Annotated in this window: 20 protein-coding genes; 9 read left to right on the top strand and 11 right to left on the bottom strand. The window is 72.7% G+C overall.

Features of this window, described 5'->3' with window-relative positions; genetic code table 11:
* Positions 1-588 carry an NUDIX hydrolase family protein gene (locus tag ATC03_RS15615; protein WP_067879058.1) on the top strand — a complete coding sequence of 196 codons (588 nt, stop codon included), beginning with the start codon at positions 1-3 and terminating at the stop codon, positions 586-588.
* A 53-nt stretch (positions 589-641) separates the two neighbouring features.
* Here the strand turns inward: ATC03_RS15615 and ATC03_RS15610 are convergent, their stop codons facing one another.
* Together ATC03_RS15610 and ATC03_RS15605 are read right to left on the bottom strand one after the other, a co-directional pair.
* The gene (locus ATC03_RS15610) at positions 642-1214 is read right to left on the bottom strand and encodes a nitroreductase/quinone reductase family protein (protein WP_227820126.1); all 573 of its coding nucleotides are present in this window, start codon (positions 1212-1214) and stop codon (positions 642-644) included.
* Between the two features lie 118 nt (positions 1215-1332).
* On the bottom strand, positions 1333-2376 hold the full coding sequence (locus ATC03_RS15605) for a LacI family DNA-binding transcriptional regulator (RefSeq protein WP_152030983.1): 1044 nt from the start codon (positions 2374-2376) through the stop codon (positions 1333-1335).
* A 447-nt stretch (positions 2377-2823) separates the two neighbouring features.
* Between ATC03_RS15605 and ATC03_RS15600 the strand changes: the two genes are divergently transcribed.
* The 3 genes from ATC03_RS15600 (at position 2824) to ATC03_RS15590 (ending at position 8949) form a co-directional block, all read left to right on the top strand.
* A complete protein-coding gene (locus tag ATC03_RS15600; RefSeq protein WP_067879055.1) occupies positions 2824-5106 on the top strand; it encodes a discoidin domain-containing protein in 2283 nt (760 codons plus the stop codon).
* Between the two features lie 265 nt (positions 5107-5371).
* Positions 5372-6760 carry a DUF1996 domain-containing protein gene (locus ATC03_RS15595; RefSeq protein WP_067879051.1) on the top strand — a complete coding sequence of 463 codons (1389 nt, stop codon included), beginning with the start codon at positions 5372-5374 and terminating at the stop codon, positions 6758-6760.
* 17 nt (positions 6761-6777) lie between these two features.
* Positions 6778-8949: a discoidin domain-containing protein gene (locus ATC03_RS15590; RefSeq protein ID WP_227820125.1), complete on the top strand. Its 2172-nt coding sequence runs from the start codon at positions 6778-6780 to the stop codon at positions 8947-8949.
* 108 nt (positions 8950-9057) lie between these two features.
* Here the strand turns inward: ATC03_RS15590 and ATC03_RS15585 are convergent, their stop codons facing one another.
* From ATC03_RS15585 to ATC03_RS21055, 5 genes are all read right to left on the bottom strand, one after another.
* A complete protein-coding gene (locus ATC03_RS15585; RefSeq protein WP_067879046.1) occupies positions 9058-10014 on the bottom strand; it encodes a nucleoside hydrolase in 957 nt (318 codons plus the stop codon).
* Positions 10015-10150: 136 nt separating this feature from the next.
* Complete coding sequence (locus tag ATC03_RS15580) at positions 10151-10657, bottom strand: GNAT family N-acetyltransferase (protein WP_067879043.1); 507 nt, start codon at positions 10655-10657, stop codon at positions 10151-10153.
* 293 nt (positions 10658-10950) lie between these two features.
* Positions 10951-12522, bottom strand: a complete 1572-nt coding sequence (locus ATC03_RS15575) for a DEAD/DEAH box helicase (RefSeq protein WP_067879040.1) — start codon at positions 12520-12522, stop codon at positions 10951-10953.
* 345 nt (positions 12523-12867) lie between these two features.
* Complete coding sequence (locus tag ATC03_RS21060; RefSeq protein ID WP_067879037.1) at positions 12868-13497, bottom strand: DUF1684 domain-containing protein; 630 nt, start codon at positions 13495-13497, stop codon at positions 12868-12870.
* Positions 13494-14105, bottom strand: coding sequence for a hypothetical protein (locus ATC03_RS21055; protein ID WP_067879033.1), 612 nt, complete (start codon positions 14103-14105; stop codon positions 13494-13496). Before ATC03_RS21055 ends, ATC03_RS21060 begins: the two co-directional genes overlap by 4 nt.
* 312 nt (positions 14106-14417) lie before the next feature.
* On the opposite strand from ATC03_RS21055, the gene ATC03_RS15560 reads away from it, so the two are divergent.
* Both ATC03_RS15560 and ATC03_RS15555 read left to right on the top strand, forming a co-directional pair.
* Positions 14418-15707, top strand: a complete 1290-nt coding sequence (locus ATC03_RS15560; RefSeq protein ID WP_067879029.1) for a hypothetical protein — start codon at positions 14418-14420, stop codon at positions 15705-15707.
* A gap of 320 nt (positions 15708-16027) precedes the next feature.
* On the top strand, positions 16028-16702 hold the full coding sequence (locus ATC03_RS15555) for a 2-phosphosulfolactate phosphatase (RefSeq protein WP_067879026.1): 675 nt from the start codon (positions 16028-16030) through the stop codon (positions 16700-16702).
* A 129-nt stretch (positions 16703-16831) separates the two neighbouring features.
* On the opposite strand, the gene ATC03_RS15550 is transcribed toward ATC03_RS15555, so the two are convergent.
* From ATC03_RS15550 to ATC03_RS15540, 3 genes are all read right to left on the bottom strand, one after another.
* Positions 16832-17494 (bottom strand): CGNR zinc finger domain-containing protein, encoded by a 663-nt coding sequence (locus ATC03_RS15550; protein WP_067879025.1) that lies wholly within the window; start codon positions 17492-17494, stop codon positions 16832-16834.
* A 106-nt stretch (positions 17495-17600) separates the two neighbouring features.
* On the bottom strand, positions 17601-18098 hold the full coding sequence (locus tag ATC03_RS15545; RefSeq protein ID WP_067879023.1) for a SprT-like domain-containing protein: 498 nt from the start codon (positions 18096-18098) through the stop codon (positions 17601-17603).
* Between the two features lie 123 nt (positions 18099-18221).
* Entirely contained in the window at positions 18222-19436 is a 1215-nt protein-coding gene (locus ATC03_RS15540; protein ID WP_227820124.1) for a PQQ-dependent sugar dehydrogenase, read from the bottom strand.
* A 38-nt stretch (positions 19437-19474) separates the two neighbouring features.
* On the opposite strand from ATC03_RS15540, the gene ATC03_RS15535 reads away from it, so the two are divergent.
* The 3 genes from ATC03_RS15535 to ATC03_RS15525 are packed head-to-tail and all read left to right on the top strand — an operon-like array spanning position 19475 to position 21722.
* Positions 19475-20236 (top strand): LamB/YcsF family protein, encoded by a 762-nt coding sequence (locus tag ATC03_RS15535; protein ID WP_067882385.1) that lies wholly within the window; start codon positions 19475-19477, stop codon positions 20234-20236.
* Positions 20233-20856: a 5-oxoprolinase subunit B family protein gene (locus ATC03_RS15530; protein WP_067879018.1), complete on the top strand. Its 624-nt coding sequence runs from the start codon at positions 20233-20235 to the stop codon at positions 20854-20856. The genes ATC03_RS15535 and ATC03_RS15530 overlap by 4 nt, the downstream gene beginning before the upstream one ends.
* Entirely contained in the window at positions 20856-21722 is an 867-nt protein-coding gene (locus tag ATC03_RS15525; RefSeq protein ID WP_067879014.1) for a 5-oxoprolinase subunit C family protein, read from the top strand. The genes ATC03_RS15530 and ATC03_RS15525 overlap by 1 nt, the downstream gene beginning before the upstream one ends.
* Positions 21723-21803: 81 nt before the next feature.
* Here ATC03_RS15525 and ATC03_RS15520 read toward each other — a convergent pair whose 3' ends face one another.
* Complete coding sequence (locus tag ATC03_RS15520; RefSeq protein ID WP_067882382.1) at positions 21804-22664, bottom strand: spermidine synthase; 861 nt, start codon at positions 22662-22664, stop codon at positions 21804-21806.
* Positions 22665-22713 lie beyond the last annotated feature (49 nt).

Genomic DNA, 22713 nt, shown 5'->3' with positions numbered 1-22713 from the left:
ATGAGCGTGCGCACCCCCGACCCCGACTGGAACGGCGACGACGAGCCCGTGGGCGCGCCGACCCCCAATACGAACCCCGGGTGGCTGAGCGACCTCGAGCTCGCCGAGATCCGCGGGCGACTGCCGCTGCTCTACGTCGAGGCCGTGCCGGTGCGCGTCGACGGCCTCGGCCAGGTCACCGAGGTGGGCGTGCTGCTCCGCGCCAACGCGGTCGGCGAGATGACCCGAACGCTCGTCTCGGGCCGGGTCATGTACGGCGAGACCGTGCGCGACGCACTGTTCCGCCACCTCGAGAAGGACCTCGGTCCCATGGCGTTCCCACTGCTGCCGGCGAGCCCCGTGCCGTTCACCGTCGCCGAGTACTTCCCCCTGCCCGGCATCTCGCCCTTCAGCGACGACCGCCAGCACGCGGTCTCGCTCGTCTTCGTGGTGCCCGTGACGGGCACCTGCGAGCCGCGCCAGGACGCGCTCGAGGTCACCTGGATGGCGCCGGGCGACGCGGCCTCCGACGCCGTGGGCGACGAGTTCGAGGGCGGTCGCGGGCTGCTCGTGCGTCAGGCCCTGGCCTCGGTGGGCGCGCTGCGCTGACTCCCGCGCTGCGCTGACTCACGCGCTGCGCTGACCCGTCGCGTCGACGCCGGTCAGCGCGGTTCGAGCACCACGACCGCCGTCTCGCGGTGCCGCCTGGCTGCCAACGCCTCGACGTCGTCGCCATGGGTCTGCCACGCGGCCCACAGCCGGGTGCGCTCCGCGCCGGACGCAGCCCGCGCCCGGACCTCGCGACGGCCCGTGGGCAGCACGACCGCGGCGTCGGGGTCCGCGCGCAGGTTCAGCCACCACGCGGGGTCGGGCTCGGCCCAGCCGTTCATCGCGAGGGTCACGAGGTTCGGTCCGTCTTCGAGGTACGCGACGATGACGGAGCGCTCGAGGCCCGATCGGCGACCCGTGGTCGTCAGGCGCATCGCACCCCAGCGCGCGGCGGTCGCGGGCCAGAGGCCCTTGCGCCCGCGGGTCGCGCGGTAGATTCCGCGGTGCACGACCCAGGCGGTCCTGATGAACCAGCGCGGCGGGATCCGCGGCGGTCGCGAGGTCGCGGCGGTCGCGGGCGCGGCGACCTGCGCGGCCGTGGACGTCGTGGGTGACGCGGGTGACGCGGGTGATGTTCCTCCGTCGGGCATCGCGTGCTCGCCTGGTCGTGCGTCTTCATTGCTCATCGGGTACCGTCCTCCGCCCGGGGACGGCGGGCGTTCTCCACGCTCGCCCACGTGCGACGCCGCGTCAATCGGCCGATCGGCCGACTCGACACGGGCCCTCACCCGGCCGACTGGTGGGTCAGGCGCTGCCGCGCGCGATGAGCACGGGGTCGAAGATCACGGATGACGGCCGAAGGCCGGGGTCGTTGACCTGGGCGACGAGGATGCGTGCCATCTGCGCCGCCATCTCCTCGATCGGCTGCCGAACGCTCGTGAGGGTGGGGCGTGCGATCGTCGCGATGACGGAGTCGTCGAAGCCGACGATCGCGACGTCGTCGGGGATGCGACGGCCCTGGGCCTGGAGTTCGTGCATCGCGCCGAGCGCCATGAGGTCGTTCGCCGCGAAGACGCCGTCGACGGCGGGATCGTGCTCGAGGATCTCGGCCATGGCGCGCTCGCCGCTCTCGACGGTGAAGTCGCCGTGCGCGGTGGGCGGGAACGCCTGCCCGCGTCGGGCCATCGCGTCGCGGAATCCGCGCGCGCGGTCCTGCGCGCTCGGCACGTCTTCGGGGCCGGCGATGAGCGCGACGCGTCGGGCGCCCCGATCGGCGAGGTGCTCTGCGGCGAGCCGGCCCCCGTCGTGGTTGGCGAAGTCGACGAAGCTGACCGGTGCGCCGCTCGCGGGGCGGGCGAAGGTGACGGCCGGCAGACCGGCGGCAGCGAATGCCGCGGGCAACGGGTCGTCGGAGTGCGTGGAGACGAGGAGCGCGCCGTCGGCCGCGCCCTGGCGAACGGTCGCGAGCACATCGGCCCGGTCGGAGTCGGTCTCGACGAGCAGCAGCACGGGTTGGATGTCGAGGGTGCGCAGCGTTCGCACGACGCCGCTGATGACCCGGCTGAAGAACGGGTCGGCGAAGACGTCGGTCTCGGCGACGGCACCCGGCTCGGCATCGGTACCGGAGACGGCGACGAGCACGCTGCCGGTGCGTCCGCTCGCGAGGGATCGCGCCGCGCGGTTGGGCACGTAGCCGGTCTCGGCAATCGCCCGGCCGACGAGCTCCTTGAGCTCGTCGGCGACGCCCCTGGTGTCGCGGATCGCTCGTGAGACGGTCGCCCGGGACACGCCGGCGACGCGGGCGACGTCATCGAGCGTCGGGGTGCGCAGTTCGGCGTGCTTGTCCACGCGACGACCCTAGCACCGATGGGATCGCGCTATCCGAGAATCGTCGCAAAGATGGCGGATGGCGGGAACGGTTCCCGAGAATCGAGCGCTTTCGACGCGATGCGGTGTCGAACGGCAGTGTTCACGGGCGTCATCCGAGCTCGATTGAGAGCGCTATCCCGTTCGAATTCAGGTGGCGTGCCGAGCGTCGCCGCTGCCATGTCAGCTCTGCATCAACCCCGGAAACACGCGGATTCACGCGCTTCGAGCGTACCCGAGCACCGCACACGCGTTGGCGACCATCGCGAAAAACCCCCTTGACAGGGGACAAAACCTCGGACGATACTCGGTCGCGCTGGTGTAAGAGCGCTATCCAAGGCATCACCATTGCTGCGGTCGTGCGGCTCGATGACGAGACGACCAGCCGACCGCGTCCGCGGCTCGGCGTGACCAGAGGAGACCCTCACCGTGACTTCCCACCCGCCGATCCAGACGAGACGTGGTGCCCCGGCGCGCACGCTCGCGCTCGGCGCCGCGATCGCCGCGGCACTCGTCGCGACGCTGCTCGCGTCGCCCGGCCAAGCCGCCTTCGCGGCGCCCGTGAACCTCTCGCAGGGCAAGACCGCGTCGGCCTCGTCGGTCGAGAGTGCCGACTACACGCCCGCCAAGGCCGCATTCGACGGCGACCCGGGCACCCGCTGGGCGAGCACGTGGAGCGACCCCCAATGGATCCAGGTCGACCTCGGGCAGAAGTCCGACCTCGACCGCATCGAGCTCCGCTGGGAGGGCGCATACGCCAAGGCCTACGAGATCCAGGTCTCCGACACCGGCACGGGCGGGTGGACCACGATCCACTCGACGACCACCGGTCCTGGCGGCAATGAATCGCTGAACGTCGACGGCCAGGGTCGGTACGTGCGCCTGCACGGCACCACGCGCGCCAACGGCTACGGGTACTCGCTCTGGGAGTTCCAGGTGTTCGGCACGGCCGGCACCGGCTCGACCGATCCCACCGATCCCACCGATCCCACCGATCCCACCGACCCGACCGACCCGACCGACCCGGGTGAGGTCGACCCCGGCTATCCGAACGAGCCCGGCCCCTTCACGACGCCGAGCGTCGTGAAGGTCGCCGGCGGCAACGGCAACTGGTCGTTGCAGGTGAATGGCAAGCCGTACACGGTCAAGGGCTTCACGTGGGGTCCCTCGTTCGCCGAGGCCGATACCTACATGCCCGGCCTGACCGGGATGGGCGCGAACACGACCCGCACCTGGGGAACCGGCGCCGACACGAAGACGCTCCTCGATTCCGCGGCCAAGAACGGCGTGCGCGTCGTCAACGGCTTCTGGCTGCTGCCCGGCGGTGGCCCAGGGTCGGGCGGATGCATCAACTACACGACCGACGCGACCTACAAGTCCACGACGAAGGCCGACATCCTGAACTGGGTGAACGTCTACAAGTCGCACCCCGCGACCCTCATGTGGAGCGTGGGCAACGAGTCGCTCCTCGGCCTGCAGAACTGCTTCTCGGGCGCCGTGCTCGAAGCCGAGCGCAACGCCTACGCGGCCTACGTCAACGAGGTCGCCGTCGCGATCAAGCAGATCGACCCGAACCACCCGGTCACCTCGACCGATGCCTGGACCGGCTCTTGGCCGTACTACAAGGCCAACACCCCGGCGCTCGACCTGCTCGCGGTGAACTCCTACGGCGACGTCTGCAACATCCGCCAGACCTGGCAGGACGGCGACTACGACTGGCCGTACATCGTGACCGAGGGCGGCGCGGCCGGTGAGTGGGAGGTTCCCGACGACGCGAACGGCGTTCCCGACGAACCCACCGACATCGAGAAGGGCGAGGCGCTCCGCGACTCCTGGCGCTGCATCTCCGAGCACGAGGGCGTCGGTCTCGGCGCGACGTTCTTCCACTACGGCCTCGAGGGCGACTTCGGTGGCGTGTGGTTCAACGTGAACCCGGGCGGCAACAAGCGGCTCGGCTACTACACGGTCGCCGACATGTGGAACGGATCCGCGGCCGGCGGCAACACGCCGCCGCGCATCAGCTCGATGTCGATCCCTGGTTCCGGCTCGATCGTGGCCGGTCAGCCGTTCACGTTCAACCTCTCGGTGACCGACCCCGACGGCGACGCCCTGAAGTACGTCACGTTCTTCAACTCGAAGTACATCGACGGCAACGGCGGGGTGCAGTACGTCGAGCACCAGCGCAGCGGCAACTCGATCACCGTGGTCGCGCCGCAGAAGCTCGGCGTCTGGAAGGCGTACGTCTTCGTCGAGGACGGCAAGGGCAACGTGGGCGTCGAGACCCGGTCGTTCAAGGTCGTGCCGCCCGCGGTGCCCGGCAGCAACGTCGCGCTCGGCAAGACCGCGACCGCGTCGAGCTTCCAGACGTGGGGCGACGACTACACGCCGGGCCAGGCGTTCGACGGCAACGCCGCGACCCGCTGGTCGGGCGAGTGGGCGCCGACCGGCTGGATCCAGGTCGACCTCGGATCGGCGAGGTCGTTCGACCGGTTCCAGCTCGTGTGGGAGGCGGCCCACGCCAAGTCCTACGACGTGCAGGTGTCGAACGACGGATCGAACTGGTCGACGATCAAGACCGTGAGCGGCGGCGACGGCGGCATCGACACGTTCGACGCCGCGGGCACCGCGCGCTACGTGCGGCTGAACCTCACCGAACGCGGCACCGAATGGGGCTACTCGCTCTTCGAGGTCGGCATCTACGACCTTCCCTGACCGGGACTCCCGATCGGATGCCGCCACCGGCGTCCGATCGGGAGCCCCACCGAGCACCCGGGCCGGTGCCCTCTCCTCGCCGGCCCGGGTTCCCCTCCGAATCCCGGAGTCCCTGAACTCCAGCGGAGTCCTCGACCTCAGGTCGCCCGACCCGCCTCAGGCGCGCCCGCGCGCCATCCCGAGCCCAGGTCCGAACGGACCGACCGGCGCGTTCCGCGCGCCCAGCAGGCACGCGCCCCACCCTCCACACGAAGGACGTACAACGATGTCCACCCTTTCCACCGACCGCATCCGCAGACCGGTCCCGTTCGCGCTCGCCCTCTCGGGGCTCGCGGCGATCGGCCTCGTCGCGGGCACGCTGGTCGCCGCGAACGCGGCGAACGCCGCCTCGGCGACCCTCCTCTCGAAGGGCGCGCTGACGAGCGCGTCGAGCTCCGAGTCCGGCGGCCTCGGCCCGCGCTTCGCCGTCGACGGCGACCGCTCGACCCGATGGGCGAGCAACCCCACCGACGACCAGTGGTTCCGCATCGACCTCGGCGCGAGTCATCCGCTCGAGCGCGTCGTGCTCGACTGGGAGGCCGCCTACGGCTCGGCCTTCACGATCGAGGTCTCCGACGACACGCAGTCGTGGGACACGGTGGCCGCGGTCACCGACGGTACCGGCGGCGTGCAGACGCTCGACTTCACGGGCGCGGGCCGCTACGTGCAGTTCGTCGGCTCCGACCGCGGCACCGGATACGGCTACTCGCTGTACGAGTTCCAGGTCTTCGGCGACGGCGAGGTCGTCGACCCCGAGGACCCGCCCGTGTTCAACGACGAGGTCACGCACCATGAGTTCCAGGCGAACTGCACGTTCTCGCACAACCGCCCCGACGACCCGATCGTCTACCCGGGCCAGCCCGGTGCCTCCCACCTGCACACGTTCGTCGGCAACCGGTCGACCGACGCGTTCACGACGACCGACTCGCTGCTCGCGAACACCGGTTCGACGTGCACGGTGCCGCAGGACCACTCGTCGTACTGGTTCCCGGCGCTCTACAAGGGCACCCAGGTGATCGAGCCCGACATCCCGATGACCATCTACTACAAGTCGGGCATCGACGACTACAAGAAGGTGCAGCCGTTCCCGCAGGGGCTCCGATTCGTCGCGGGCGACATGAAGGCGACCGTCGACCAGTTCCGCACCGCGCCCGGCGCGGTCGAGGGCTGGGAGTGCGGCGGCATCTCCAAGAGCTGGGACATCCCGGCGTACTGCGACCCCGGCACCGAGCTCAACATCCGGTACCAGGCCCCGTCGTGCTGGGACGGCATGCACCTGACGCCCCAGGCCGCGAAGGAGATGGGCCACGGCCCGCACATGGCGTATCCCGTCAACGGACAGTGCCCGATGACCCACCCGATCGCGGTGCCGATGATCGAGTTCAAGATCGCGTGGCCCGTGAGCGGCGACATGTCCGACGTCCGGCTCGCGAGCGGCTCCGACCAGTCGTGGCACTACGACTTCTTCAACGCGTGGGAGCCCGAGGTGCTCGACCGGCTCGTCGAGCAGTGCATCAACGGCGGCCTCCAGTGCAACCCGCGCGGCTACGACCTCTACAAGCCGCACCGCGGTGCCGTGCTCGACGAGCAGTACCGATTGATCCCGAAGGCCTGATCCCGATGAGAGACGACATGACGACACGACGAACGACGCGCGCGAAGACCCTCGCCGCGATCACGACCGCCGGCCTGCTCGGCAGCGGGCTCGGCCTGGCCGGATCGACGGCGGCCAGCGCCGCCGACTGCGAGGCACTGCCCACGGGGAGCATCACGGCGACCGCCTCCAGCTCCGAGGGCCCGTTCACCGCGAACCTCGCGGTCGACGGCAACCCGCAGACGCGGTGGGGTTCCGCGTTCAAGGACGCCGAATGGCTCGCCCTCGACCTGGGTGAGGCGCGCGACATCTGCTCGGTGCAGATCTCGTGGGAGGCGGCCTACGGGCGCGGGTACCGGGTGCACGTCTCCGACGACGGCACGAACTGGACCACCGCCGCGAGCGTCACGGCCGGTGACGGCGGTTCCGATACGGTCGAGGTCGACGCGCACGGCCGGTGGCTCCGGCTCGAGGGCACCCAGCGCGGCACCGGATACGGGTACTCGGTCTTCGAGCTGCAGGTGCTCGTCGGCGAAGGAGGCGAACCGCCGGTGGGCGTGATTCCAGGTGGCGGCGACCTCGGCCCGAACGTGCACGTGTACGACGACCAGACGCCCGACTCGACCATCCAGGCCGAACTCGACACGGCGTTCGCCGCGCAGGAGACCGACCAGTTCGGCACGGCGAGATCGCAGTTCCTCTTCAAGCCGGGCAGCTACGACGTGCACGCGAACGTGGGCTTCAACACCTCGATCAGCGGTGCGGGTCGCAACCCTGACGACGTGACGATCAACGGCGGCGTCTGGGCCGATGCCCAGTGGTTCGGCGGCAACGCGACGCAGAACTTCTGGCGCTCCGTCGAGAACCTCGCGATCGTGCCGCACACGGGCGAGGCGAGGTGGGCGGTCTCGCAGGCGGCACCCATGCGTCGCGTGCACGTGAAGGGCGCGCTCAACCTCGCGCCCTCGAGCTACGGCTGGGCGAGCGGCGGCTTCATCGCCGACACGAAGGTCGACGGTGCGGTGCGTTCGTACTCGCAGCAGCAGTGGCTGAGCCGCGACTCGACGTTCGGATCATGGGAGGGATCGGTCTGGAACATGGTCTTCTCGGGCGTCGAGGGTTCGCCCGCGCCGCACTTCCCGAACCCGTCGCACACCGTGCTCGACACGAGCCCCGTGACCTGTGAGAAGCCGTACCTCTACTGGGCGGGCGACGACTGGGCGGTCTTCGTGCCCGGCCTCTCGACGAACACGCGCGGCACGACCTGGGAGGGCGGTCAGACGCCCGGTCAGTCGATCCCGCTCGACGAGTTCTACGTCGCGAAGCCCGGCGACTCGGCCGAGCGCATCAACCAGGCGCTCGCGCAGGGGCTCAACCTGCTGCTGACGCCAGGTGTCTTCCACGTCGACGAGACGATCGAGGTCGATCGCGCCGACACGGTCGTGCTCGGTCTCGGGTATGCGACCATCGTGAACGACGGCGGCGTCGCGGCCATGCGGGTCGCCGACGTCGACGGCGTCAAGCTCGCGGGCGTGCTCTTCGATGCCGGCACCACGCACGCGCCGGTGCTGCTCGAAGTGGGCGAGCCCGGGGCATCCGCCGATCACGCCGACGACCCGATCTCGCTGCACGACGTGTTCCTGCGCGTCGGCGGTGCGGTCGCCGGCAAGGTCGACGACGCGCTGGTCGTGCACGCCGACGACACGATCGTCGACCACATCTGGTCGTGGCGCGGAGACCACGGCGAGGGCATCGGCTGGAACCAGAACACCGCCGACCGCGGCCTCGTGGTCACCGGCGACGACGTGACCGCGTACGGCCTGTTCGTCGAGCACTTCCAGCAATACAACACCGTCTGGAGCGGTGAGCGCGGGCGCACCGTCTTCTACCAGTCGGAGCTGGCGTACGACCCGCCGAACCAGGCCGCGTGGACGAACGGTGCCAGGCAGGGCTGGGCCGGCTACAAGGTGGCCGACCAGGTCGACCAGCACCAGGCCTGGGGCGTCGGCGTCTACTCCTACAACAATGTCGATCCGAGCATCGTCACGCACAGCGCGATCGAGGCTCCGGCGAAGCCGGGGATCCGTCTCCGCAACCTCCTCGCAGTGTCGTTGGGCGGCAATGGCATCATCAGCCACGTCGTCAACGACCTCGGCGAAGAGGCCAGCGGTACCGACACGATCCCGAGTTACCTGGCCGCATTCAACTGACCAGGACCAGCAGGACGGGCGGCGCGGTGATCCCGCGTCGCCCGTTCGTCCGTTCGTCCGTTCGGTTGACGGATGCCGCAGCATCCGCTCCGAGCTGAGCCTCCCCTTCTAGGCTGTCGGCAGCCCGAGCGTCTCGAGGAACACGCGCGCGAGGCGTGGCGCGTCGACCGTGAGCGCGACCTCGACGTGCTCCCACTCGACGCCGTCGCCGTGCACGAGGTCCTCGCCGGGGCGACTGCGCTGGTCGACGAGCGTCTGGCCCCTCGCGTATCCCGACAGCTCGACCCGCACGGGCAGCCGACGCGTGCCGAGTGCGTCGGGGTCGACGAGCGAGCAGACCGCGCCGGCGTCGCCGATGAGCCCGCTGTACTCGAACGATCCGTCGGCCGAGCCCGCGACGCGATGGCCGAGCAAGGCTCCGACGACGCGGCCGAGCGGATCCTCACCCGTCTCGAGTCGGGCGGCGAGCTCCTGCGGCACCCCGACCTCGTTGAAGACGTCGAGCCCGTACATGGAGGTCGGAACGCCCGCGTCGAGCACGATCGCGGCCGCCTCCGGGTCGTGCCAGACGTTGAACTCGGCGACGGCGGTCGCGTTGCCGACCGACGCCGAACCGCCCATGAACACGATGCGCTCCAGATGCCGCACCACCTCGGGGTGCGTGCGCAGCAGCAGGGCGACGTTGGTCTGCGGCGCGAGTGCGACGAGCGTCACGGGTCGCGGCGCGGCGAGGATCGTGCGGCGCAGGAACTCGACGGCGTGCTCGGGCTCGACCGTGCGCGAGGACGGCGGGAGCTCGACCCCGCCGAGTCCGTCGGCTCCGTGCACGGTGGCCGCCCTGGCCGCCTCGATGAGCGGGCGACGGGCACCCGCCGCGACCGGGACGTCGTCACGACCCGCGGCGGCGAGCACCCGGAGCGTGTTCTCGACGACCTGGTCGAGCGCCACGTTGCCGGCGACGCAGCTCACGCCGAGCAGCTCGAGCTCGGGGTGACGTGCGGCGAAGACGAGGGCGAGGGCGTCGTCGACACCCGTGTCGACGTCGAGGATGACAGGGATCGGCATCGGGCCAGACTAACGCCGGTCCGAACGCTCCGCCGAGGTGCGCGTGCGGGGCCGACGGCTCGGCGTGAGCTCCGAACACGAGACGAGCGGATGCCGCAGCACCCGCTCGTCTCGGTCGAATCTCCAGTGCGCCCGCTCAGCGCACCATCCGGATCTCGTGGATGGACTCGCCGAGGAACGGCTCGTCGTGCGAGGCTCCGTCGGCCGTGAAGCCGTTGCGCTCGTAGAAGCCGATCGCGTGCGTGTTGGCCGAGGGCACCCACAGCGTGAGGGCCTCGTCGCCGACCGTGGCGTCGAAGAGCTTCTGCCCGATGCCGTGGCCGTGGTGCGAGTCGAGCAGGTGGATGAAGAACAGCTCGTGCTCGCGGGGAGCATCGTCGTCGCGTGCGGGCCCGGCGCCGGCGAAGCCGACGATCTCGCCGTCGACAAGCGCTGCGAAGTAGGTGTGGTCCTCGTTCTGCCCGAGGCGGTGGGCCCACAGCTCGGCCATGCGGCGGGGCGAGAGGTTCGCGAGGGTGGCCTGGTCGACCAGCTGGTCGTAGTCTTCGTGCCAGCACTGGGCGTGCACGCGCCCCAGGGCTTCGGCGTCGGAATCGCGGACCGGACGGATCACAAGGGCTTCGGCAACGACTTCGGTGCTCATACCCAGAGGCTAAGCCAGGGTTCGGCGCACGACAAATCGAGCCGGCCGGCCAGCCCGATCGTTGTCCATCGGTGACAATGCGTCGTCGTCGCGCACGTCACCAGCCGGTGCTGCACCCCAGGCTCCGAGCACAACTCCGGATGCCGGCGGCGACACGCCGTGGGTTGGCCGAGCCGACGCGGCGTGTCGCCGCGCGGATCCGGAATAGCGCCGACGCGACGCCGACGCCGACGCCGAACGGCCCCGACGAGCGGGTGCTCATCGGGGCCGTCGGGTGCGTTGCTCGGGCGGGATCAGCCCTGGGCGCGGCGGTTCGTGCGCTGGCTGCTCTGGCCGACGAGGCTGCCGACGCGGAGCGGCTGCTTCGCGGGGCGACCGGATGCTCCGCGCTGCGCGCCCGTGGTCTGCGCGCCACGGCTGTGGCCCGAGCCCTGCTTGGGGGCGTTCGACTTGGCCTCGGCGGGGCGGCCCGACCGGTCGCGACGGGGAGCGCCGGGCGCGACATCCCCGGAACCCGAACCGCCGCCGTTGCCGCGACCCCGACGACGGCGTCCGCCGCCTTCGGTGCGAGCCTCGCCCGACTGGGGAGCGCCGTCGCGAACCGAGCGCTTGCGCTGCGCGTTCGCGCCCTGCGAGCGACCGCCGCCACCCTGCTGCTGCACGGCAGCGCGGGGCAGGGGCTTCACGTACGCGGCGACGTCGCCGACGAGGGCGGTCACCGACGGCGACTTCGCGGTCACGCGCTCGGGCGTGACCTGGATCGCGGCCTTGCGCAGCAGGGTCTTGAGGTCCTGCTTCTGCGAGGGCAGGCAGATGGTGACGACGTCGCCCTCGCTGCCGGCGCGAGCCGTGCGGCCCGAGCGGTGCAGGTACGCCTTGTGCTCCATGGGCGGGTCGACGTGGATCACGAGCTCGACGTTGTCGACGTGCACGCCGCGAGCCGCGACATCCGTGGCCACGAGCACCTTGACCGAGCCGTCGCCGAACGCGGCGAGGTTGCGGTCGCGCTGCGGCTGCGAGAGGTTGCCGTGCAGGTCGACTGCGGGGATGCCCTGCTCGGTCAGCTTCTTCGCGAGCTTCTTGGCGTGGTGCTTGGTGCGCATGAAGAGGATGCGGCGGCCGGTGCCCGAGGCGAGGGCCGTGATGAGGTCGTTCTTCGCGTCGACGTCGTCGACCTCGAAGACGTGGTGGGTCATGGCGGCGACGTGCGAGGTGGCCTCGTCGACCGAGTGCAGCACCTCGTTGTGGAGGAAGCGCTTGACGAGCTTGTCCACACCGTTGTCGAGCGTCGCCGAGAAGAGCAGGCGTTGGCCCGACTGCGGGGTCTTGTCCATGATGCGCGTGACGACGGGCAGGAAGCCGAGGTCGGCCATGTGGTCGGCCTCGTCGAGCACGGTGATCTCGACGGCGTCGAGGGTCACGTGACCCTGCTTCATGAGGTCTTCGAGACGACCGGGGCAGGCCACGACGATGTCGACGCCGGCGCGCAGGGCGTCGACCTGGCGCTTCTGGCTGATGCCGCCGAAGATCGTGGTCGTCGTCATGCCGTACGCCTTGGCGAGCGGGGCGAGCACGGCGTCGATCTGGGTTGCGAGCTCGCGCGTGGGGGCGAGCACGAGGCCGAGGGGGCGGCCCGGGCGACGACGGCCGCCGGAGAGCTCGCCGCCGAGGCGCGCGGCCATCGGGATCGAGAACGCGAGGGTCTTGCCCGAGCCCGTCTTGCCGCGGCCGAGCACGTCGCGTCCGGCGAGCGTGTCGGGCAGGGTGTCGACCTGGATCGGGAAGGGGCTGGTCTTGCCGTCGGCCGAGAGGGCCGCGACGATGGGCGCGGGAACGCCGAGGTTTGCGAAGGTGATGTCGGTCATGGGTGCCTTTCGGGGCGCACCGCACGGTGATGCCGGCGCAGGTGCGCGTTCGCAGTGGTGCGGCGGCGCGGTGCGGCGGATCGGCCCGGCGATGGGATTGGCGAAGGCGCCGGTCGGCGCATCCGTTCGCCGTATGAGAGTCAACGGGCGCCCTCTGATGAGGCCCTGCCCGGAAAGCGTTTCTACGACGCAGGCGGCGCGTTCATCGCGCACACCATCCACCAGCATAGCGGATGTCGCATGCCCGGCGCTGAGAATGTTGGTCGACGGGTTTCGGGGCAGGGCAGTGCGGGCGGGGCGAGGCGGGACCGGACTTGCGCGGCGTGGCCGGGCGTCGCCGCCGGTTCAGCGCGGCATCCGCTCGCCGACGGGCACTTCCTCGCGGAGCGTGTTGCCCGACGGCGCGAGCGGGCACGACCACGACGGGTCGTACGCGCACGACGGGTTGTAGGCGAAGTTGAAGTCGATGACGAGCGTGTCGAGGCCGGCTCCTGGGCCGAGATCGGCGCCCTTCGCGGTGTCGAGCAGGTAGCGTCCGCCGCCGTAGGTGCCGCCCGCCGTGCCCGCCAGCTTGTCCTTCACCGGCACGAACAGGCCGCCGGCGTACTGCGTGAGCCGCCACACGTCGAGCGTGCCGAGGTAGGGCACGCGCACGGTGCCCACGAGCGAGAAGCGGATCTTGCCGTCGGACGCGCTCTCGATGACGAGCCGCTGCGGCTCCTCGGGCCGGCGCACCTCGAGCTCGAACCGCCAGTCGGGGTCGTACCGTGCGACCGTGAGCCCCGTGAACGATGCTCGGTCGTCGGGCAGCAGCGGCGACTGCGGGTGCCCGGCGAAGAGCTCGTCGCGCCCCGACTTCCAGAGCTCGTGGCCCGCGGCGGGGTCGTGCGCGCTCAGCTGCCGCACGCCCGCGTACAACCCGAACACGCGCCGACGCCAGTCGACGAGTTGCAGCGACGGGTTCTGGTCGCTCATGCGGTGGCCCCTTCCGAACGCTCGGATGCCGCGGGCCGGGCGGATGTCGGGGGTCGTCCGGATGTCGGGGGCCGGCCGGTCGACCCGGAGGTCGACCCTCGGGCGGCGGCCGCGGCATCCGCAGTTCCCGGCGGGTCGAACGCCCACGAGGGCGCGAGCTGCCGCAGGCGGCTGCCGCGCCACTGCCAGAACGCCCACGTCGGATACCAGGCGAGCGCGCCGAGCGGCCCGGCGTCGAAGCGCAGGCGGTCGCGGTAGAGCGTGCGCCCGCCTGGCAGCGCCGAGACGGCCATGCGGTGGTCCCACCGGTCGAAGAGCGCGAACGGGCCCGTGAGCGCGCCGCCGCCGTCCCGCAGCATGCGCACGCCCGGCGGCAGTCCGCCGGGGTGGCTGAGGTCGATGACCTCCTCGCCGATCGGCACGCGCCCGAACGCGCGCGGCTGCAGCCGATGCGGGCCCTCGCTCCACGTGGTCGGCAGGCCGCCCGGCTCGAGTGACGCGAAGTCGAGCCACGGGGCGACCACCTCGCGGAGCACGGCGGGGCTGTGCAGCGCCCGCCACGCGGCATCCGGCTCGCAATCGAGCTCGAGCTTCAACATGACCCGCATGAGCCGACCATATGACCGACGGATGCCGCAAACCAAGCATCTGCGGCGGATTCACGGGCGTGGCGGGCGAGCGCGAGGTGCCTCCCGCTCGCCCGCCCGCTCGCCAGCCCGCTCGCCAACCCGCTCGTGAACCCGAGCCGCTCGGCCGGAGGATCAAGATATTCAGGAGATCCTGCCGGACAGGGCTGTGGAGCGGGGTGCAGGCCGGGATCTCCTGAATTTCTCGCCGTGCAGACGGGGCGGGTGCCGGGAACCGGGTGCCGTGGTTCGGTACACGGCGTCTGCGCAGCCCGGCTGCCTAGACTCCGGCACATGGCCGACGGACTCTGGTGGGTGCCCTCGCTCGTGGTGGCCGGCGTCGCCGTGGCCGGGTTCGTCGGGGCCGTGCTGGGATTCCGCCGGCTCGGGCACCAGCGCGAGCGGGCGGCGCTCGCCGCGACGGCGCCTATCGAGATCGAGGCGAAGTCGCTCATCGTGCGCGCCGACACGGCCGTCCGCGAAGGGCTCGCCGAGGTCGCGTTCGCCGAGGCGCAGTTCGACGAGACGACCGCCCGTGCGGCACGCGCATCCGTCGAGTCGGCGCAGCGCCGGCTTCGCGAGGCCTTCCTGCTGCAGCAGCGGCTCGACGATGCCGATCCCGGCACGGCGGCCGAGCGCCGCACGTGGAGCGCGCGCATCATCGACCTCTGCGAGCAGGTGCTGCGCACGCTCGAAGACGCGGATGCCGCGCTCGCCGCACGCCGTCGTGCCGAGCACGGCGCGACCGTCGAGGGGCCGGCCATGCACGCGAGGGCCCGCGAGCTCGGCGCGCGCCGGCGAGCGGCCGCCGCGATGCTCGAACAGCTGTCGCGCCGGTACGCCCCCTCGGCGCTCGGCGGAGCGCATCGCAACCTGGAGCGGGCCGATTCCGCGCTCGCACGGGCCGACGAGCGTCTCGGCGAGGCGGCGGCCGCGATCGCCCGCGCGCAACCCGCCGCAGCTGCGAGCGCCGGTGCGGCCGAGGCGTTGGATCGAGCGGAGCGCGCACTCGACGAGGTCGGTGCCGTCGAGGCCGAGCTCGCGGCGGCGACCGCGGCGGAGGCCGAGCTCGCGCAGCATCTGGAACTTGAGGCGTCGGCGGCTCGGGCCGAACGCGACGCGGCCGTCGATGCCGCCGCACGCACGGCCACCGAACCGACCGCCGATGCCGGGGCGGCGCTCGCGCTCGCCATCGCCGGGGCCGCCGACGAGCTGGCCATGCGCGCGCAGCGGGTCACCGATCCGTTCGCGGCGCGCGACCGCCTGCGCATCGCGCTCGACCGACTCGATGCGGCCCGCGCCGAGGTGAGGACGGCGCGGTCCAGACTCGACGGCGCCGACCGCGCGCTCGGCAGCGCCCTCGCGATCGCCGAGAGCCAGCTGCGGGCGGCGAACGCGGCCATCGCGCACGGTGGCGGCCGGGTCGGCGCCGACGCGCGCACGCGCCTCGCCGAAGCGGAGCGCCAGCTGCTCATCGCCCGGCGTGAGCCCGACCCGGTGGCCGCGCTCGACGCGGCCCGTCGTGCGACGTCGCGGGCGAGCGACGCCGAGGCGCTCGCGGCCTACGACGCCATGCGACGCTGAGGCGCGGATCTCGCGGCGGTGGGCGCGGGTGCGCCGCATCCGGTGGTGTTCGTGCGTGGTGCGCGGTGCGTGGTGTTGGTGCGTAGTGCTGCGTGGTGCGTAGTGCGCAGTGCGTGGTGCCTGGTAGGCGGTGATGCTTGGTGTTCGTTGCGGTCGCGTTGTTGCGCAGATCGCGCCATCCCGCCGGGTCGCCGGGTCGCCGCCTCGCCGCGTCGCCGCGTCGCCACGCCGTCCGAGCTCTGCCGCCGCCGCGCTGCCACCGCGCGTCATGATGCGACGCCGGTTCCGGACTCGGCGCCGGTCGGCGTTAGCCTGTCGCGGTGAGCGATTCGACGGCCGCCCTCGGGCAGGCGAAGTACCAGGTCCGGTTCGACTGGGGCGTCGACGGTGCCCGACGCATCCTCGTGGGGGCGCACGTGGTCGTGCTCGTGGACGCGCTGCTCGTCACGACGCAGGCCGTGCTCGCCGCCGAGCGCGGGCAGACGCTCGCGCTCGCCGAGGGCGCGGCACCGGATGTCGCGGCCACCGAGACCGCCGAGCTCGCCCGCGATCTCGCGGGCCGCGACGTCGTCGTGCTCGCCGCCTCGCTGCGCAACCGCGAGGCGGTCGCCCGCCGAATCCTCGCCCTGCAGGAGTCGCGCGGCGAACGCCTGTTCGTCGCGGTCGTCGCCGCGGGCGAGCGAGCCGTCTCCGCGAGCGGGGACGACGCGGGAGCGCCGGCCACCGGCATCCGCTTCGCGATCGAGGACCAGCTCACGGCCGGCGCGGTGATCGATGCGCTCGTGCGACTCGGCGTCGACCACACCTCGCCGGAGGCCGCCGTCGCCTGCGCGGCGTTCGAGGGGTTGCAGCACGCGGCCGTGCACCTCATCGGCGCCGGCGGATCGGGCGCGGAGCTCGTCGCCGACGCGCGCAAGGACGAGGTGCGGCAGGCCACCCAGCGCGACGTCACCGACGTCGTGCCGGAGCTGCGCGACGGAACCTTCGGGGCGTAGCCCGCGGCATCCGCTCGCTCGGGACGGCTCGGGTCTCGGGACGCGGTGTCTCGGGACCCATCGGTGGGTCGGGCAGGGTCTCGATACGGCGCCGGAGCGCCTCCTGACCGGCGGGGATTCGCCTGGAGGTCAGGCGGCGGTCTGGTCGAGCTCGACGCGCCCGTTCGCGCTCGCCTTGCGCGCGCGGTGGGCGCGCACCTTGGCGCGGTTGCCGCAGCGCTGCATCGAGCACCAGCGGCGGGTGGCCGCGCGCGACGTGTCGAGGTAGACCATGCTGCAGTCCGGGCCGTCGCACTCGCGCAGGCGCCCGGCGTTCTCGGGCGAGAACACGTCGACGGCGTCGCGGGCGATCGTGGCGAGCGCCTGCGGCACGGTGTGCACCGAGCGGCCGGCCTGGCGCGTGCCGCCGCCGAGCGACGGCGGGATGTCGGGGGTCGCGGCATACAGGTTGACGACGTCGACGTCGCCGCCGCGCAGCTCGTCGCCCTGGGCGGCGGCGCGGGCCATGCGCACGATCGCGTCGCGCAGCGCGACCGCGTCGAAGAGGTCGCGCGACCTGGCCGATCCGACGGCAACCGGGAACCGATCGCGCAGCCACTCGGTGAGGTCGTCGGGTGCGTGGAGGCGTTCGTTCGCCGCAGCAGCGGAGGCCGCCCTTGGAGCGGCCGGCTCGCCCAGCGCGCCGGTCACGGCGAAGTCGAGGGCGAACGAACCGGAGTCGAACCACCAGCGAACGCCTTCGCTGGAGACGAGCCATTGTCCGACGGGGATCGAGACGGTTGAGACGGGCACCCGGCAATGCTAGCGGGACTGGGCGCCGCCGAAGATCGCGATCTGCTCACGGTTGGAACGAATGCCCCCGGCGGATTCGGAATCGTATGCCGAACGGCGTATGCGATCAGCCCGCGCTCGCGCTGGCCGCCCGACGTCGCACGGCGGCCGTGATCTCGCGGCGGTGCCAGACGATGAGGTTCGCGCGGTCGAATCCGCGGTGGCAGACACCGCAGCTGAGCGGGCGGGTCGGCTGGCGGTAGCGGAAGTGCTCGTGCCCGGCGGGGCACCGGCCGACCCAGGGTGCGAGCTCGTTGGCGACCTCGCCGTCGTGCGTGCGGCGGCCGACGTAGCCGATCTCGGCGGCCGTGCGCCGCCACTTCGGCCCGTGGCCGGCTCGGGGTCCGGCCATGGCATGAGCCACCTCGTGCAGCAGGATCTGGTGGATCTCGTCGTCGTCGTAGCGCGCGGCGAGATAGCGCGACACCGAGATGCGCTTCGAGGTGTAGTTGCAGAGGCCGGCGCGCTTCTTGGCGTTGTCGTAGCCGAAGCTCCAGACCGTCGGGTCGAGGTGCAGCACGATGAGCGCATCGGCCCACCGTCGCACCCGTTCCAGATCCGCCATGAGACCGAGAATAGACCCGGATGCCGGGTCGGCGGCAGGGCCGATCCCGGGTGTCCGATACGGCGGACGGGCGCCTCGCGCCGGAAGCCTCAGCAGCCTCAGGCAGGTCGAGCGGGGGTCGGGTCACCCGGCCGGCGCGAGGCGCACGCGCAGCAGGCGGTCGTCGCCCGCCGAGGGCGATCCCCGGCCGTCGGTGTTGTTCGTGAGCATCCAGAGCTCGCCGTCGGGGCCCGGCGCGACATCGCGCAGTCGGCCGAGCTCGTCGACGAACCACGCTGTCGGCGCAGGGGCACCCGTCGATGCGGGGGCCGCGGCCCACAGCCGTTCGCCGCGGAGCGACGCGAGGAAGAGCGTGTCGCCGACGACCGCGAGGCCGCTCGGGCTCGCCTCGGAGGTCGGCCACTGCAGCACGGGATCGACGTACCCCTCGACGCCGCCCTGGCCCTCGACGACCGGCCAGCCGTAGTTCGCACCCGGGGTGATGCGGTTCAGCTCGTCCCACGTGTTCTGGCCGAACTCGGCGGCCCACATCGCGCCGGTCGCATCCCACGCGAGTCCCTGCGGGTTGCGATGTCCGATCGAGTAGACGAGCGTGCCGAACGGGTTGCCCGGTGCGGGCTGCCCCTCAGGCGTCATGCGCAGGATCTTGCCCGCGAGCGAGGTCGGGTCCTGTGCCGGGTCGCGCAGCCCGCCGTCGCCCACGGTGGCATAGAGGAATCCGTCCGGTCCGAACGCGATGCGGCCGCCCTGGTGGTTCGCGGCGCCGCGGGGGATGCCGCCGAGCACGGTCTCGGGAGCGCCGAGCGCGAGCGATCCGGGAGCGCCGCTCAGCGGCATCCGCACGATCCGATTCTCGGATGCCGCGGTGAGGTAGGCGTAGACGTACCCGGAGGTGCCCGCCTCGCCCGGGAGGTGCGCGAGGCCGAGCAGGCCGCCCTCGGCACCGGTCGCGACGTCGGGCACGGTGCCTGTGACGCGCAGCGAGCCGTCGGCGGTCACCTCGACGATGCGTGCGGTGTCGCGTTCGCTCACGAGCGTGCCCCCGCCGGGCAGCCGGAGGATCGACCACGGCGCCTCCAGCCCCTCGGCCATGGTCTCGACCGCGCCGGTCGGCACCAGGACGACGGGCGGGGCCGCCGGCGTCGGGAGCGCGGTCGGCGCGGCCGAGGCCGAGGCCGACGGCGTCGGCGAGCCGGGCGGGCTCGACGGCGGCGCCGTGCGCTCGGCCGGCGCGGTGCACGACACGAGCGCGACCGCGATCACGGCCGCGGTGGCCGCGACCGCGAGACGACCGACCACGAGACGACCGACCGCGAGACGACCCGACGCGATACGCACACCCCCAGTCTGTGCCGCACCCCGGCAGAATGGAACGCATGCAGCCGACGATCGACCTGAACAGCGACCTCGGCGAGAGCTTCGGGGCATGGAGCGTCGGCGACGACGACGCGATGTTCCGGGTGGTCACGAGTGCGAACGTCGCGTGCGGATTCCACGCGGGCGACGCGCTCACGATGGCGCGCAGCGCCGCCTCGGCCGCACGCGAGGGCGTCGTGCTCGGCGCGCATCCGGGGTACCGCGACCTCGCGGGGTTCGGCCGCCGTGCGCTCGACACGAGCCCCGCCGAGATCGCGGCCGAACTGCTCGTGCAGCTCGGTGCGCTCGACAGCGTGGCCCGCGCGTCGGGCATCCGGGTGCGCTACGTCAAGGCGCACGGCGCGCTGTACCACCGGCTCGCGGCCGACGCGGCGGCGGCCAGGTTGTTCGTCGAGGCGGTCGCGGCCTACGATCCGACGCTGCCGGTGCTCGGGCCGCCGACGAGCGAGATCGAACGGGCGACGGATGCCGCGGGGCTGCGGTTCGCGCGCGAGGCCTTCGTCGATCGGGGCTACGCGGCCGACGGCTCGCTCGTGCCGCGCGGCGAGCCCGGCGCCGTGGTCGACGACCCGGCGGCCGCCGCGGATCGCGCGCTCGAGCTCGTCGAGACCGGCGGCATCACGGCCGACGACGGCAGCCGCGTCGAGCTCGCGCCCGACTCGCTGTGCCTGCACGGCGACACCCCGGGCTCGGTCGCGATCGCCCGCGCGGTGCGCGCCGCCCTCGAGGGCGCCGGCGTCGCGATCGAGGCGTTCGCGTGAGCCGGCGGCTGCTGCCGAGCGGCGAGGCGGCACTGCTCGTCGAGTGCGACTCGCTCGACGAGGTGCTCGCGCTGCACGACGCGCTCGAGGCCGCCCGGCCCGACGGCGTGATCGAACTCGTGCCGGCCGCGCGCACGTTGCTCGTCGCGGTCGACCCCGCGCTGATTCCGCTCGAGTCCGCCGCGACCTGGGTGCGCCGCATCCCGGCCGAGGCCGGTTCGCGGGTCGCGGGTGCGCAGGCCGACCCCGTGCGGATCCCCGTCGGCTACGACGGCGACGACCTGGCGGCGACCGCCGAGCTGCTCGGCGTCCCGGTCGCCGAGCTCGTGGCGGCGCACTCGGGCGTCGAGTGGCGCGTCGCCTTCGGCGGCTTCGCGCCCGGCTTCGGCTACCTCGTGAGCGACGAATGGCCGTTCGAGGTGCCGCGGCTCGAGGCGCCTCGGGCGCGCGTGCCCGCGGGGTCGGTGGCCGTCGCCGGCGCGTTCGGCGGCGTGTACCCCCGGCAGAGCCCGGGCGGCTGGCGCCTGCTCGGTCGCACCGCAGCGACCCTGTGGGACCCGGCCTCGAACGACCCGGCCGTGCTCGCGCCCGGTCGTCGCGTCAGGTTCGAGCAGGCCTGATGCCCTCGTCGACACTCACCGTGGAGCAGCCGGGCGCCCTCGCCCTCGTCGAGGACCTGGGCCGACCCGGCTTCGCGCACCTCGGCGTCTCGTCGTCGGGGGCCCTCGATCGCGGTGCCCTCGCGCTCGCCAACCGACTCGTCGGCAACCCCGCAGGCGCGGCGGCGCTCGAGGTCGTCATGGGCGGGTTCCGCGCCAGGTTCGACGCCGAGACCTGGTTCGCGGTCGCCGGCGCCTGGGGCGACCTGCGCCTCGACGGGCGCCGCATCGCGCCCTACACGGCGGCCAGGGCGCTGCCCGGCTCGGTGCTCGAGCTCGGCATCGCCTCCCGCGGCGTGCGCTACGTGCTCGCGGTGCGCGGCGGGCTCGACGTGCCGCCCGTGCTCGGCTCCCGCTCGCGCGACACCCTCGCGGGGCTCGGGCCCGCGCCCGTGCAGGCGGGCGACGCACTGCCGATCGGCGCGCAGCCCGCGGCATCCGTTCCCCTGCTCGATCAGGAGGCCGCCTTTCCGCCGCCCGAGGGCCCCGTCACGCTGGCGCTGCTGCCCGGACCCCGCACCGACTGGTTCACGGATGCCGCGCACGCCGGGCTCTTCGACGGCGGCTGGCGCCTGTCGGAGCAGGCCGACCGCATCGGCGCGCGCCTGCTCGGCGCCCCGCTCGAGCGCCTCGTGGCCGGCGAGCTGCCGAGCGAGGCGACCGTGCCCGGATCCGTGCAGGTCGCCGGCGACGGCCTGCCGACGATCCTGCTCGCCGACCGGCCGGTCACGGGCGGCTACCCGGTGATCGCGGTCGTCGCGGCGAGCTCGCTCGACGCCCTCGCGCAGGTGCGGCCCGGCCAGGCGGTGCGGTTCCGCCACGCGTGAAGCTGCGGCATCCGCTCAGTTCGAGACAGCACGAAGGGGCGAGCGGATGCCGGTGGCGGCCGCCCGCGCGGTCGAACCCCGTCAGCGCTTGAGGAACACCGAGCGCGCGGGCGGCGGCGAGGGCACCGCGGTCGCGTCGGTCACGGCCGGGGCTCCGGCGATGAAGCGGCGCAGCTCCTCGCCCTCGACGAGGCGGGCCGGCGCCGGATCGCTCGCGAGACGCCTGGGCAGGCCCGCGAACGGCAGCTCGGCGTGCGAGGCGTACATCACGACGTTCCCGAAGCGGCGCCCCTTCAGCATCGACGCGTCGGCCGTGATCGCGACGTGCTCGAACACCTGCGAGAGGGTCGCCGCCTGCGACCGCGCGAATGCCAGGCCGGCGCCGTCGGCGACGTTCGCGGTCGCGATGCCGTGCGGCGCGAGGCGACGCTCGAGCAGCTCGTAGAACTCGACGCTCGTGACGTGCGCGGGCGTGCGCGCGCCCGAGAAGATGTCGACGACGGCGAGGTCGACCGCGCCGTCCAGCCCCGCGGGCAGCTTCGCGAGCACCTCGCGGGCGTCGCCGTGGCGCACGCGCACCTGGGCTCCGCGCGGCAGCGGCAGGTGCTCGCGCACGAGGTCGACGAGGTCGGACTCGAGCTCGACGACCTGCTGCCGGGATCCGGGTCGGGTCGCGGCGACGTACCGGGGGAGCGTGAGCGCGCCGCCGCCGAGGTGCACGGCCGTGATCGCCTCGCCCTCGGGTCGCACGAGGTCGATCGCGTGGCCGATGCGCCGCACGTACTCGAAGCCGAGCCAGTCGGGCCGGTCGAGCTCGACGTGCGACTGCGGCGTGCCGTCGACCGTGAGGGTCCACGAACCCGGCACCTGGCGCGACTCCTCGAGGCGTGCGAGGTGTCCGCTCACCGAGAGGCGGCGTTCGAGCGAGGGGTCGTCTGGCACGCATGCCACGCTACCCCGCCGCGCCTGCCAACCCGCAGGAGTCCCCGAT

It is taken from the genome of Agromyces aureus (assembly GCF_001660485.1).
Taxonomy (GTDB): Bacteria; Actinomycetota; Actinomycetes; order Actinomycetales; family Microbacteriaceae; genus Agromyces; species Agromyces aureus.
This window is presented reverse-complemented; position numbering and strand designations above follow the sequence as displayed.